Below are 13,689 nucleotides of genomic sequence, written 5' to 3' on the forward strand. Positions count from 1 at the left end.
GCTTACTCCACCAAATCCACTTGCGCTGGAATGCCCGAAGGCAAGGATTGTGCTGAGTCTTGTAGGTCGACTTCTGCAAGGTACATCAAACGCGAGCGTTCTTCCTCGGTAAGCGCGAAATAAGGCGTAAATGAAGGCTCAGTCGCAACCCAACGAACGGTGCCGCTATATGGTTGCTCAACGCCATCTACATGCACGTTAACCGTTTTACCCGGCACAAAATCGACTCGGTAGTTGGCAGGAACGTAAACGCGAGCGTATGGGACGCGGCTGGCTTGTATTACAGCAACTACACCATTCACAGGAACGCGTTCGCCAAGGTTAAACGGTAGGTTATCTAACAAGCCATCTCGCGTGGCGGTGATGGTGAGTTCTGCCAGTTTCTGTTCTTGTAGTGCCACATCGGCTTTTGCTGCCATGAGTGCGGCTTTTGCTTGTTCAATATCTTCAGGACGAGAGCCAGCGGTCAGTTTGCTGAACTCTTCTTGTGAGGAGTCTAGCTCTGCACGGGCAGAATCTCTGGCTGCTAAAGCGGTGTCTTTTTCTGATTGGCTGATGAGTTTCTTGCGAACTAACTCCGCTTTACGTTGGTAGTTCTTTTGCGCTTCAACCAATTGAGCTTCCGCTCTGGCAACGCGTGCTTGCGCTGCGGCAATGTCTTCTGGTCGCTCACCATTGGTCAATTTTAAAAGATAAGCGTCAGCCTTGGCTTGTTCAGCTACGGCGTGAGCTAAAACGGCTTCTTGGTTCTTTGTATCGAGCTGAACCAGCACTTCTCCTTCGGTGACTTGGCTGCCTTCCTTAATGGGTAGGGCACGAATTATCTCGCTAGAGGTGGCAGTGAAGGTTACGCGGTCACGTTCTAATGTGCCAAGGGCTTGCTGTCCGTCATCTTTGGAACAGGCAGTTACAAGAGTCAGGGCTAGGGTGCCAAGAATGATTCGCTTCATCATGCGACGCTTCCTCTAAGAAGGTGAGCTCGAACTCGTATCAAGCTATAGAAGAGTATGGGACTGCATTCAGTGTAACGTGAGTCAGTTTTGTCCGGCTAGGAAGTTAATTCCTTCAATATTCATCAATTGATTAATTATTGAAACTGGCTTTATCCTGCTGAAGCCGTGCTTTACTTGGCTCTTGTAAGTTGATTACATGAATATCATTTAAACAAAAATCTTGCCTTTCATGTAGAGCACGCCGTCGCCAGATACTCTTACTTGTTCGCCAGTAACTTCACAGTGCAAAATACCTCCGCGCTGAGAAGCTTGGTAAGCGATCAGTGATGTTTTGCCTAACGCTTCTGCCCAGAACGGTGCTAATCTAGCGTGAATCGAGCCAGTTACGGGGTCTTCGTCACCACCATTTGCAGGCCAAAAGTAACGAGATACAAAGTCTTGTTGATCGCCTTTCGCGGTAACGACCGCATCGTAAGGAGCGAGTGTCTTGAGGTGCTCTGAACGGTATTGAACCTCAAGCACCTCCTGCTGGTTGCCGACCACCACGAAATACGCTTGAGGGCTAAGCAGTACGCGTTCCACATCGCAACTTAGGCCTTCAATCAATGCCGAGGGAATATCAGAAACGGCTTTTGGAGGACGAGCAGGGAACGTCATCTCGATCTTACCTTGCGCATTCTTCTCTACGGTGAGGGTCCCTACTTCCAGAGTATGAAATTCAATCGTGCCATTAATGCCAAACTCATCAAACAGAACTAACGAAGAGGCCAGTGTTGCGTGTCCACAGAAATCGATTTCAGTAATCGGAGAGAACCAACGAATCTCATATCGGTTTGCGCCAATGGATTTTAGAAAAGCCGTTTCCGACAAGTTGTTTTCTGTCGCGATATTTTGCATCAATTCTGGGGCTAGCCATTCCTCTAACGGTATCACCGCTGCTGAGTTGCCTTTGAATTGCGTATCGGTGAAGGCGTCCACCACGTAGATATCCAATTCCATTTTCCTTCCTTATTCCGTGAGCGATTAATTAGCATAAACCAAGTGCAATTAAGAGAGTAAGAAGTTTGTGTTAGAATCTTAAAGTGTCAAAATTATAGATTATTTTGTGGTTTTTGATACTTACTGACAAGGATTCGGACTGCTGGGTATTTAGACTAGTGTTGAATTCATTGAAAGGAAGAAAAACATGAAAGCGATATACAAGTCAGTTTTGGTATTGAGTGTTTTTGCGGTCGGTTCTACCCATGCATTTGAACTCGTGAGTAGAGATATTCAAGAAGGCCACCCGATGGCGAAGACATTTGAATACTCTGGTTGGGGATGTGATGGCGGGAATCAATCACCACAATTGATGTGGAAAGAAGCTCCAAAGGGCACAAAAAGTTTTGCGATCACCGTGTATGACCCCGATGCACCAACAGGCAGTGGTTTTTGGCATTGGATAGCGTTTAATATTCCATCCACCGTTAGCGAGCTGCCTCGAGGCATTGATATGAACAAGTTAGGCGGCAAAGAATCTCGTATTGACTACGGCACAACGGGGTTCGGCGGCGCGTGTCCTCCAAAGAATGATGGGATGCATCGTTACCAGTTTACGGTGTGGGCATTGCCAACTGAAGAACTGAATTTGGATGAAAACACGCCACCAGCCATTGTAGGGTTTACTTTGAATAGTGTTGCTTTGGGTAAAGCGACATTAACCACGACTTACACGCGATAATTGAATATAAGGGGAGAGAATGGGTCACCAATATCAGGTTACGCTGTTTCGTGCGGAGCAGCAGCAGAAGCTTCGTAATGTCAGGATTCACTCCCCAAGCATTATTCAGATTGTTAAGGGGAGTAAACATCTTTTCTGGAAAGACGAAGTACTCGACATCCATCATCCAAATATCATGCTTTGTGAAGCAAATGCATCCCTAAATTTTGAAAATCTTCCTCTACAAGGGCGATTTCTTTCTCGAATGTTCAGTTTTCACTGTGTGCCTAGCGATGAAATGTTGGAGCTAAGCATGAGCAACGCATTAGGAAACTATGTACCCGTTGTTGAGACAGATAAAGCATTGCAAGCGACGTTAAATGCTTTGTTTTCGTTTGAGCGGGAAAGCTTAAGTGAAGCGACACAACGCTATTGGATTATGGGCCTATATCAGCAGCTAGCTGAGAGAGGGTTATTGCATCGGTTGTTCTCGAGTTCACATATCTCTTTTAGTCAGAAACTTAGTCGTTACTTATCGCGCTCTCCAGGGGAGGAGCATTCATTAGACATGGTCGCGGGGCACTTTTCTATGAGCCGAGCAACATTGATACGAAAACTGAAACAAGAAGGTACCCAGTATCGCGAAGTATTGGCAGAAGTGCGCTTAAATCACGCACTTTACTTGATGCAAAATGGCTCGTATAACGTTGCGCTGCTTGCACAGTTGTGTGGTTATCAGTCAGAGGGGCGTTTTAGCCAACGCTTTAAAAGTAAGTTCGGCCTAACGCCCAGTGAGTATATTAAAACGGTGGTGAGTTAATGTTTTACCGCTTTTGTATTTTTTGTGCTTTTTAGGTTAACCATAATATTTGGTTTTCATTCGCAATGCTACGTTCACCAAAGCAATCAATACCGGCACTTCGATCAGCGGGCCAATGACACCAGCAAAAGCTTGGTCTGAGTTTAGGCCAAACACCGCGATAGAAACCGCAATTGCCAATTCAAAGTTGTTGCCTGTTGCCGTGAAAGCAATCGACGCGTTTTTGTCGTAGTCAATGCCCATTTTCTTACCAACGAAGAAGCTGACAAAGAACATCAACACAAAGTAGATAGCCAGTGGAATTGCTACACGGAATACATCCATTGGCAGTTCAAGAATCATTTCACCTTTCAAGCTGAACATCAGTACGATGGTCGCAAGCAGGGCGATAAGCGTAATTGGTGAAATGCGTGGGATGAACACGTCGTTGTACCATTGTTCACCTTTCGCAGCGACCAGCCATTTGCGGCTTAGGAAGCCCGCTAGGAATGGGATACCAAGGTAAATCAGAACGCTTTCCGCGATGTCCATCATCGAGATATCAACCACGAAACCTTCGTAACCAAAGACTGGTGGCAACACAGTGATGAACAACCACGCCATCACACTGTAAGTCACGATTTGGAAAGCGCTGTTTAGTGCAACTAGGGCTGCACCGTATTCTTTGTTACCGCCACCGATATCGTTCCATACCAATACCATGGCAATACAACGAGCAAGACCGATCAGAATGATACCAACCATGTAACCCGGATGATCACCTAGGAAAGTCAATGCAAGGATGAACATCAAAATAGGGCCGACAATCCAGTTCATGACCAAAGACAGCGTGATCGCTTTTTTATCTTTCGTCACTGTGCCTAGCAAGTTGTAGTTCACCTTTGCGAGTGGCGGGTACATCATCAAAATCAAACCAATCGCTAGCGGTACGTTTGTGCTACCAACTGACATTGACTCGTTCCACTCAGCAACTTGAGGGAATGCTGCGCCAATACCTACACCGATTGCCATTGCCACAAAAATCCACACCGTTAGGTAACGGTCCAAGAAGCTCATTTTGTCGCTGGCACTATTTAAAACTTGAGTAGTCATAGTGTTCTCTTATTCGTTTATCGTCGAAAGGCGATATTTAAAGGTATAGTTTATCTCTGCACGCCTGAACAGCGTGCAAAGGGCATTAATCAAATAACTTGGAAAATCCTAGATTGAACTGATCAAACGCGTCGCGTTGAATGCGGTAACACACCTTAGGTGGGTTTGGCTCGGCGCTGATAAAGCCTGCTTGCTTTAGAATACGCAAGTGCTCGGAAACAGTAGATTGCGCAAGACCCAGTTCAGAAACCAAATCGCTGTTCAAACAACCACCCATGGTATCGAGCGTGTGCAGGATGTGCAGAATGCGCAAGCGTGCTGGATGTGACAAAGCTTTTGCTTGTGCTGCTAGAGTTTGTTCTTTCTCGAGCTGTTGTTGCGTTGTCTGAAAAACAACTTCGCACGTGTCGTTGCACTTATCACTCATTCGCTGGCCTTAATAGTTAATCGTCGAATTGCGATAAAGTGTACGCCTGCTCTGTGGAAGATGCAACAACGCGATGAAAAAATTAATCGTAAAATAACGATGAATGAAAAATTGAAAAAATATATGTTTTAAAAACAGTGATATAATAAAAAATTAAGTAGGTTACTAAAAGTTAACTAATTGCACTATATTTCTAGGTTACCATAATAAACCACATCCGACGCACAATGGTTACTGCGTCATCTTGTGAACTTATTTAAAGGTAATCCCATGAGCAACGTACTGATCATCAATGCACACGAACCATCACCATACTCAGAAGGTCGTCTAAACGCTTCTCTTGTCGACAAAGCACAGACGCTTCTGCAAGCAAAAGGCCATGAGGTTCGCGTTGTGACAATGCAAGATGAGATCAACGTAGATGAGCAACTCGCACACTTTGAGTGGGCTGATCGCGTGATCATCCAAAGCCCAATCAACTGGATGTCTGTGCCTTGGTCATTCAAAAAATACATGGACGACGTGTTTACTGCGGGTATGGGCGGCGCACTATGTGCATTCGATGGCCGTAGCGCAGAAGAACCAAAGAAAAACTATGGTACAGGCGGCACTCAAACCAACAGCAAATACATGCTGTCACTGACATTCAACGCGCCAGAAGAATCGTTTGATGATGAGAGCGAATACCTATTCCAAGGTAAAGGCGTGGACGATTTGATGTTCCACATGCACGCTAACTTCCGCTTCTTTGGTATGTCAGCACTGCCTACATTCGCTTGTTACGACGTGATGAAGAACGCAGATATCGAAAACGATTTTGTTCGTTTCGAAGCTCACATTAACGAAAACTTCTAATCCTTTTAGAAAGATAGTGCGAACTGAATGATGAATTGAGATGGACTGCTACATGCGGTCCATTTTTATTTGTTTGCGGCGAGGTGACGTTTTTATTACTCTAAAGCACTAAATGTATCTAGCTTACTTTTCGTTACCTAGATTAGGTGCGTATCTTGAGGTGTATTGTGGAAAGCAGAATCAGTGTAGATAGCAAAGGTCGTAAGTCAGTGGCGAACGTATGTGCGGAGCCATGTGCTATCGAGAAAGGGATGCGTCTAATTGGTGGTAAATGGAAAGGTTCTCTGATTTATCATTTGAAAGACGGCCCAGTTCGTTTCAATGACTTAGCACGCATGCTAGGCGGTGCAAGTAAAAAGATGATCGACCAACGCCTGAAAGAGCTAGAAGCGGAAGGTATGGTGGTGCGCAAAGTGATCAGCGACCGCCCAATTGCCGTAAGCTATGAACTAACAGAGTTCGGCCGTACCGCACTTAAGATTCTTGATGATTTGCGAATTTGGTCTGAAAAGCATCAAATTGAGCTTCGTTAAGACCAAAGTAGTTAATCGCAAACGTTACTCTCTTTTGAAAGCTGATTAACAATACATCGCCGTTTATACCCAAGTAACTTAGATGTGCTTCATTCAAAACGTAATTTGTTTCGTAAAACAACGTACTCTTTCGAGTCAGGCATATCGAGGCTACTTGAGCATAATCGTACTTTTTAAGTTTTTGATTTTTAGTTATTATTTTATCATACTTAGTAAGTTGTAGAATAAATCACTCACTTCAGTTGAATTTAAAAAAGCACTATTTAATTCCAGTTTCTTTTCAAAATCGGAATATTTATCGAATTCCTCTTTCTCAACTAAACCTATTGGTGAGTTGTCGTTAACGTGGCTTTCATATTTTTTGATGGTATATAATTTAGACTTTTCGTCAAAATATTGAATTATCTTAATGTTAACGTCAGGTCTCTCCGTATTATACGTGATCGTAATTTTTTCATAATCTTTATTAATCGGAGTCGTAAGCCCTGTAGGGTAGATGATTTTAAACCCATTAATGTCATTCTTCTTCGTGCTTTTATAATGTTTTGAGTATGAAAAGTTTTCAATTGCACTTTTAGTGACGATAATTGACTCACCTTTCTTTAAACCGTATTCGGTACATTCATAATCGTCGACAACCGTAGAATTTCTTTTCTTTTCAATCAGGTAGGACATAGTTGCAGATGTCCCTCCGTGTTCCAGTTTTTGTTGGTTTACAGAACAATAGAAATGACCTTTGTCCACCGTCATTGCGTTGACTTGTTCCGGATTTGAAATGGTGGGATGTATATCTTTTGCTGGATCGTTGTCGCTTCCTTCTGAACCGCATCCAACTAATCCGATACAAACGGCCATATAAAGTAAAGAGATTTTATTCATACTGTATTTCTCAATTAAGATGTGTGATTGCAAATAACGATTAATTACATTTTTATAAAGTGAAATGTTTTTTATTTTAATTGAACGGTGTTTTATTGGTAATTTAATCGTTTGCTTTTATTTTGTCTCTTACGGTATCTATGTTTTCATTTATGGTATGAATTATTAGATTTGCACAATTGTTAGTTGCAATAGGATAATAATCGCTAGCCAACTACTTGTGTAGGTACCGTTATGATTTATACATCCGTTAAGTCTAAGTTTTTAGTCTTAATTTCATGTATTTATCGTGAAAGTGACTTAGAAGTAAATGCTTAACGTTGTTTGAGGGGAGCCTGGGCTTCACTGATCTTGTTTTTCATCAAGGCGTTGTATAATGAACAAGGACTCTATTTCCAACTTGTTGATACATATCAGATCTCACGGATCTGATATGCATTCCAAGTTATTCTCACTAAGGCAAGAATCCTAGCTTCTTTAAGGATAGAAAGTTTACTTGGGTGTAGAAGATATTAGTAATCCAATGTGCCACGGATAGGGTAGTTATTGTTTGGATCGCGAATCCATGCCAATCCGCGTGATAGCGCGCCAAGCTCAGGGCGAACAAACGGGTTGTTTGAAATATCCACCACGTGTAAGTCGCCGTGTTCATTCACTACAAACAGACCTGGTTCTGCGAAATTATGATCGGTTTCCTGTTCAGATCGAGGAATAGATACATACAAGCCTAGCGTTTTCATTTGTTCTTCGGTCAGGCCGTAAGCGATAGGGAAGCTGATTTCGAGTTTCTCTAGATGCCCCTCTAGCTGTGCTTTTGAGTCGCCAGAAACGGCAAGAATATCGACGCCAGCATCAGCGAAAGCCTGTTTGTAACTCTCAAGCTCATTGAGGTACTTAGTACAAAGAGGGCAGTGTTTACCACGATAAATGAATACTGCTTGCCAAGTCGCATCACCTTGCGGCTGACCCAACGTTACGCTTGAACCATCTAGCAAAGTGGCTTGAAGATGAGGGAAGCTGTCGCCCGCTTTAAGTTTCACTGAAGTTGCCATATTGACTCCCGAATTGATGGTGTATATCCATGAATGCCCCTTTCTTAACAAAGCGATGGGGGGATGAGACTTCAATGTAGACTCTGTTTTGAGGTGTTTCAACTAGTTAACTTTTAGTAACCTGCAATAAGGCATTAGAGTGCAAAAGATGAAAAGCAGAACTTAAGATACAACGAAGTGGGGGTGTAGTATCAGGAGCTAAGTTCTGCTTGAGGTTAGGCTATGACCACTGGAACATATCGTTAAGATAGACCAGAGTCATCACTTCTATTTTATTACTCGATTGAGCTAGGCGTTGCTGAAAAAAAGTACGCCATCATTGGCTTCTTCATTTCTTCCTCCTTTACGCTGACGAGTAAATTATGCGTATAAAAGGGGAGATAAAAAAGAGAGTGCTTTTGTTGACTTTATTCCTAATAACGTAAATATCTGGGGGCTTTAAAGCCGAATTTGGAGGTTAATTGTGGAAAAGGGGAACAGATAATTAGGAAGTTTTCTTATTTTATTACCGCCAACTTAAGTAAACTATTCCTATCCACAAACTTCACAGATCTAAGGTTGATTCAGTGTCTGATCTCAATTTGTTTCGCTATTACCAACGATTACTCTCGTTTAGCGTTGGTGATGAAACAAAAACCACGTTACAGGACATTGCCGACATCATGTTCACTTCTTCTCGGCATGCTCGTAGCCTGCTAACGCAGATGCAGCAGAAGGCGTGGTTGAGCTGGCACCCGAAAGCTGGGCGGAACCAACGATCGACTCTTATTCTGAATATGGAGTTAGACGTTTTAAAAGAGAGCTTGGCTCTTGAACGTATCAAGCTAGGCAAGTATGAAAAAGCACTAGCGATATTAGATGAAGACGAAATGGCATTTGGCCGTTTGTTAAAAACAACGTCTGGTGCTTCTGTTCAAGAAGGACAGCTCAATATTCAATTAACCTATAAGCGAATGTTTGAGCGCGTCGTTCCACATCAACTTCAGCGTAGCAGCGAACGTTTCTTATTAAGGCAAATCTATTGTTGCTTAGTTTCGAGTGATAACAATGGGAAAGTGCAACCAGAACTCGCACATCACTGGCGTTATGACGAAAACACCTTCGAATGGACTTTCTACCTTCGTCCTGGTCTGACTTTTCATAATGGTAATTCCATTGATGCAGAAACAGTGGTTAGCTTGTTTGCAAAGTTGAGTTCACTACAGTACTACGAAAAAGAGTTGGCACATGTTGCTAACATTACTGCGCCAACGCCATTGAAAGTTGTTTTTAAGCTTAATCGAGCTGACTTGGGCTTTGCTGGACTTATTTCTGGTGTGAAATACGGCATTCAACCAGTAAGCCAAGTTAACGTAGCGAATAACAAGCTGGTGGTCGGAAGTGGCCCATTCTCTGTTGTCGAGCACAATGAAAGTCGTTTAAAACTGCAAGCATTTAATGGTTACTATGCATGTAGAGTTCTAACGGATTTGGTGACTATCTGGATTGTTAATGACGAGCAAATGGAGAACCCGTCATTGGCAGCAAATACGTTGCAAAGGGATGCTTCGCCCGAGGAGGATTTGTGTGGACACTATATGTCGACGCAAAACCGAGAACACTCATCGGCGAGCAAGCGTAGTCGAATAGAAGATGGTTGCTTATTCGCCTTATTTAATCAGCACGCTAAGCACAAACTCTCTTTAGCGCAGCGCCGTTATATTAGTGAGCTAATTCAACCTGAGCACTTGGCCGAAGTGATGCGCCGCGAGAATATTGTATTTGGGAGTATACCCGCTTATAACCTGCTACCAGGTTGGAAGCCAGTGCTCCGTCCGTTCAGTGAGCCGCTTAAGTTACCTAAACACATTACGATAGCAGGATATAACTATACCGCGTTGCGTCGCTGTGCGCGGGCTATTTCTAATCGTTTGGCGAGTGTTGGCAGTAAAGTAGAAATTGTTATGTATTCCTACCGTGAGCTGAACGAGAAGGCTAAGAACGGTGAGCTAAATGAGACAATGGTCGTAACGAACATAAACCTAGATGATAATCGTCATGCCTCAGCGTTCACGAACTTCTTCAGCAACGCTGTGCTATTCCACACTTTGGGAGAGAAGAACGCACAATGGTTAGATGAACAACTACAGAGAGTAAGATCTTTCGTTCCACTTGAGGACTACCTTAATGCATTGGAGCCAATTGCATCGACGTTGATCAGCGAATACTGGATTGCACCCATGTTTCACCATACACAAACTTTGCGTTTCCAAGGTGTTTTAGAAGACGTCGCTCTTACTAACTGGGGTTGGCCAGATATTCGCTCGGTGTGGTCGGCGGATTAACTGCTTTAGTTATATAGCAAAGTGCTGCTTCACGAATTCAATGAAGGCTCTGGTTTTCGCCGATTGATAGATAAGTTGTGGGTACACCAAGTAAACCGCGTTGTGCTGGTGGTCGGTTTCTTCCGATAGAACCTGCACTAGACGGCCATGTTCAACGTCTTGTTCGACAAAGTAACTTGCTAACCGAGCAATGCCATTGCCAGACAGGGCTGATTCTTTGAGTAAGCGGTTTTCATTGCTTGAAAGCCAACCTTGGGTTTGAACTGTTCCCGTTTTTAACGGCCACTCTTTTTGATGCAATGTGGTTAAGCATTGATGCTCTTGTAAATCATCTAATGTCTCCGGCGTACCTTCTTCTTGCAGATACTGAGGAGAGGCAACCAGCCAGTGGTGGTAGTCCAAAAGGTGATGAGCAATCATATTCTCTGGCGGCGTTCTTGTCGCTCGAAACGCAAAATCAACGCTGGTTTCTGTCAGATTAAACGCTTGATAGCTAGAAAGGATCTCGAACTCTACGTTTGGATGTAAAGCGCGAAACGCTACGCACAAATCATGCAGCACCGCTTCAGCAAACATCTTGGGAGCGGTAAGACGAATCAGACCGTCTATTTGTTCAGATCGCTGACTTAAACTCTTTTCCATTTCCATTACGCGGCGTTTGAGATCTTCCGCTTGTGCAAAGATCGATTCACCTTCTGCCGTCAATCTCACGCTGCGTGTAGTTCGAACAATCAAAGGCGTGGCGAGTTCCGATTCCAATCGCTTGATTTGTTCTGACAGGTAACTTTTAGAAATGCCAAGTTGCTCCGCTGCCCTAGAAAAGTTAAGTGTTTGAGCCACTTCGGCAAACAGCATCAGTTTTTCGATTCTCTTATAATCTGCCATCTTGATTGCTCGTCTTTATTGTTCGGTATCAAGGATAATGAATTCGATTTTACGGTATTAAACTAATTTTTACGAACGGTAAGATGGTTAGAGTTAACTTAAGAAATTGAAGATGCAGAAATCGGAAAAGTGAGAATAACGATGAACAATCCAACACTACCGCTCGCCAAAACCTTACCTAACGTTAGCCGCTTGGTCTTCGGCTGCATGGGGCTTGGAGGGGAGTGGAATCGCAACCCATTAACCGCCCAAGATGAAAACCAAGCTTATGCCGCTGTAGAGGTAGCATTAGAGGTGGGCATCAATCTCTTTGATCATGCGGATATCTACAAATTCGGTAAGGCAGAAGAAGTGTTTGGGCGCATCTTAGCCAATGACTCAACCTTACGAGAACGAATTTATTTGCAATCCAAGTGCGGCATCCGTCTAGGAGATGAGCAAGGTGTTAAGCAGTATGACTTCTCTGCTAAATGGGTGACGGCTTCTGTTGAGGGCATTCTTGAACGCCTTGGCGTGGAAAACCTTGATGTTTTGATGCTGCATCGTCCTGATCCTTTGGTTGAATTTGAAGAACTGGGCACAGCGCTAAAAGCTCTGAAACAAGCTGGCAAAGTTAACCACTTCGGTGTTTCTAACATGAACAGTGCTCAAATTGATCTTCTTCAACAAGCTACGGGCGAAGTTGTTGTGGCGAACCAGTTGGAAATGAGTCTGGCTAAGTCTGACTTCATCAAGCAAGGCATGGGGCTTCCTTCGTCTGCATCTGACTACGTTGCAGGAATACTGGAACATGCCCGTAAGCACAATATCCAACTGCAAGCGTGGGGCAGTATGGCGCAGGGAAGATTCTCAGAGCGTGGTTTACATTCTGATGATCACAACACCAGACAGATTGCGGAGATGGTGATGGCGCTAGCAGCTGAATATGGCGTGCCGTCAGAGGCGATTGTTTTAGCCTTCCTAACGCGTCACCCAAGCCAAATTCAACCTGTTATTGGTACTGCAAACCCACAACGTATTCGCGCTTGTGCTCAAGTAGAGAGCGTCACGCTATCACGTAGCCATTGGTATGGCTTGTTCGAGAAAACCCTTGGTCATGAGATCCCGTAGGAGAGAAAAATGAAATACGTACAAGTTCAAACTCTAATTCAAACGGCATTGGAAATTGCGACTGCTCGCAAGCAAAACATTGCGGTTGCCGTGGTTGATACACATGGAGAATTGCTCGGTTTTGCCCGAATGGATGATGTGAGTGTGCAAGCAGGTTTGTTGGCACAGAACAAAGCTTACACCTCGGCTAGAGACCGTCAGCCTAGCGGCAATCTGGGTGCTTGGGCTCGTGAGACGGGTAAGCAGTTGAGTTATTGGACTGACCCGAAGATCACAGGCTTTATGGGTGGTGTGCCTATAGAACAAGAGGGGAAAATCGTCGGTGCAATTGGCATTAGCGGTTTGGCTGAGCAAGATGATGAAGCACTTGCGATGGAAGTATTAAACGCGCGTTGAGTATAATGTTTATCAGTAGGTGTGATGCTTTGTCCAGCTTTGTACTCACTGTAGGGACTCAAGTTCACAGGCTTCGTCGAGTCACAATGCTATCTAATAGCCTGAAGTAAGCAGAAGTTGAAATCGCGAACTATGATTAATTTATTTGAAAGCTTTGAGGCCTAAATATGTTTCATAAGGTATTCGTTTCGCTATTTTTTGTTCTCCTCTCAGGCTGTGGTACGAGTGACAGCGCGTTAAAAGAGAGCGGTTATGATGAAGCTTATATCCAAGGCTTTCATGACGGTCGGCATAGTGGTATGCAAGAGGCAGGGAATGATTTTGAACACTATATTAAGGACGAAACAAGGTATCAAACCGACTCAGATTATCGACAAGGCTGGGATGCTGGTGAGGTAGAGGGTAACAAGTTACAAAAGCAGGCGACCGCGATAGGACAAGGCATGATTGATAATTCGTATGAAGAACGTGATGTCTTTGATCCTGATAAAGTGGCGAAAGATGCAATAAAAGGCGTTGATACATCGGAATTGAAAAGCCTAGAGTAACGGACTGATATAAAGAATAAAACTCGTCATTTGACGAGTTTTTTTTGTTTTCAGCCCTAAACCACCTACTTCAGTAGGTGGTTATCATCCGTTTCGGCTTTGCCTGTAAAACTACT

General features: G+C 43.8%; 15 protein-coding genes. 8 read left to right on the plus strand and 7 right to left on the minus strand.

What is annotated here, in order from left to right; translation table 11 throughout:
• Window positions 1-2 precede the first annotated feature (2 nt).
• Window positions 3-953 (minus strand): HlyD family secretion protein, encoded by a 951-nt coding sequence (locus R7Q11_RS21045; RefSeq protein WP_395229540.1) that lies wholly within the window; start codon window positions 951-953, stop codon window positions 3-5.
• A gap of 207 nt (window positions 954-1,160) precedes the next feature.
• Entirely contained in the window at window positions 1,161-1,952 is a 792-nt protein-coding gene (locus tag R7Q11_RS21050) for a PhzF family phenazine biosynthesis protein (RefSeq protein WP_225466700.1), read from the minus strand.
• A gap of 187 nt (window positions 1,953-2,139) precedes the next feature.
• Here R7Q11_RS21050 and R7Q11_RS21055 point away from each other — a divergent pair, with 187 nt between their 5' ends.
• Entirely contained in the window at window positions 2,140-2,673 is a 534-nt protein-coding gene (locus tag R7Q11_RS21055) for a YbhB/YbcL family Raf kinase inhibitor-like protein (protein ID WP_047101665.1), read from the plus strand.
• 19 nt (window positions 2,674-2,692) lie between these two features.
• A complete protein-coding gene (locus R7Q11_RS21060; protein WP_136976486.1) occupies window positions 2,693-3,472 on the plus strand; it encodes an AraC family transcriptional regulator in 780 nt (259 codons plus the stop codon).
• 36 nt (window positions 3,473-3,508) lie between these two features.
• Here the strand turns inward: R7Q11_RS21060 and arsB are convergent, their stop codons facing one another.
• On the minus strand, window positions 3,509-4,564 hold the full coding sequence (arsB, locus tag R7Q11_RS21065) for an ACR3 family arsenite efflux transporter (protein WP_005375449.1): 1,056 nt from the start codon (window positions 4,562-4,564) through the stop codon (window positions 3,509-3,511).
• Window positions 4,565-4,649: 85 nt separating this feature from the next.
• Entirely contained in the window at window positions 4,650-4,991 is a 342-nt protein-coding gene (locus R7Q11_RS21070) for an ArsR/SmtB family transcription factor (RefSeq protein ID WP_009706198.1), read from the minus strand.
• A 270-nt stretch (window positions 4,992-5,261) separates the two neighbouring features.
• On the opposite strand from R7Q11_RS21070, the gene R7Q11_RS21075 reads away from it, so the two are divergent.
• Window positions 5,262-5,846, plus strand: coding sequence for an NAD(P)H-dependent oxidoreductase (locus tag R7Q11_RS21075; protein ID WP_017635228.1), 585 nt, complete (start codon window positions 5,262-5,264; stop codon window positions 5,844-5,846).
• Between the two features lie 167 nt (window positions 5,847-6,013).
• The gene (locus tag R7Q11_RS21080; RefSeq protein ID WP_005375456.1) at window positions 6,014-6,379 is read left to right on the plus strand and encodes a winged helix-turn-helix transcriptional regulator; all 366 of its coding nucleotides are present in this window, start codon (window positions 6,014-6,016) and stop codon (window positions 6,377-6,379) included.
• Between the two features lie 195 nt (window positions 6,380-6,574).
• Here the strand turns inward: R7Q11_RS21080 and R7Q11_RS21085 are convergent, their stop codons facing one another.
• Both R7Q11_RS21085 and R7Q11_RS21090 read right to left on the minus strand, forming a co-directional pair.
• Entirely contained in the window at window positions 6,575-7,258 is a 684-nt protein-coding gene (locus R7Q11_RS21085) for a hypothetical protein (protein ID WP_225466701.1), read from the minus strand.
• Between the two features lie 512 nt (window positions 7,259-7,770).
• Window positions 7,771-8,310, minus strand: coding sequence for a redoxin domain-containing protein (locus R7Q11_RS21090; RefSeq protein ID WP_225466702.1), 540 nt, complete (start codon window positions 8,308-8,310; stop codon window positions 7,771-7,773).
• 566 nt (window positions 8,311-8,876) lie between these two features.
• On the opposite strand from R7Q11_RS21090, the gene R7Q11_RS21095 reads away from it, so the two are divergent.
• On the plus strand, window positions 8,877-10,634 hold the full coding sequence (locus tag R7Q11_RS21095) for an SgrR family transcriptional regulator (RefSeq protein WP_225466703.1): 1,758 nt from the start codon (window positions 8,877-8,879) through the stop codon (window positions 10,632-10,634).
• A gap of 9 nt (window positions 10,635-10,643) precedes the next feature.
• On the opposite strand, the gene R7Q11_RS21100 is transcribed toward R7Q11_RS21095, so the two are convergent.
• A complete protein-coding gene (locus R7Q11_RS21100; protein WP_017635840.1) occupies window positions 10,644-11,519 on the minus strand; it encodes a LysR family transcriptional regulator in 876 nt (291 codons plus the stop codon).
• A gap of 141 nt (window positions 11,520-11,660) precedes the next feature.
• Between R7Q11_RS21100 and R7Q11_RS21105 the strand changes: the two genes are divergently transcribed.
• The 3 genes from R7Q11_RS21105 (at window position 11,661) to R7Q11_RS21115 (ending at window position 13,573) form a co-directional block, all read left to right on the plus strand.
• On the plus strand, window positions 11,661-12,629 hold the full coding sequence (locus tag R7Q11_RS21105; RefSeq protein ID WP_115386740.1) for an aldo/keto reductase family oxidoreductase: 969 nt from the start codon (window positions 11,661-11,663) through the stop codon (window positions 12,627-12,629).
• Between the two features lie 9 nt (window positions 12,630-12,638).
• Window positions 12,639-13,025 carry a GlcG/HbpS family heme-binding protein gene (locus tag R7Q11_RS21110; protein WP_042521512.1) on the plus strand — a complete coding sequence of 129 codons (387 nt, stop codon included), beginning with the start codon at window positions 12,639-12,641 and terminating at the stop codon, window positions 13,023-13,025.
• Window positions 13,026-13,192: 167 nt separating this feature from the next.
• The gene (locus R7Q11_RS21115) at window positions 13,193-13,573 is read left to right on the plus strand and encodes a hypothetical protein (protein WP_005375467.1); all 381 of its coding nucleotides are present in this window, start codon (window positions 13,193-13,195) and stop codon (window positions 13,571-13,573) included.
• Window positions 13,574-13,689 lie beyond the last annotated feature (116 nt).

The sequence above is a fragment of the Vibrio sp. 970 genome, assembly GCF_033339075.1.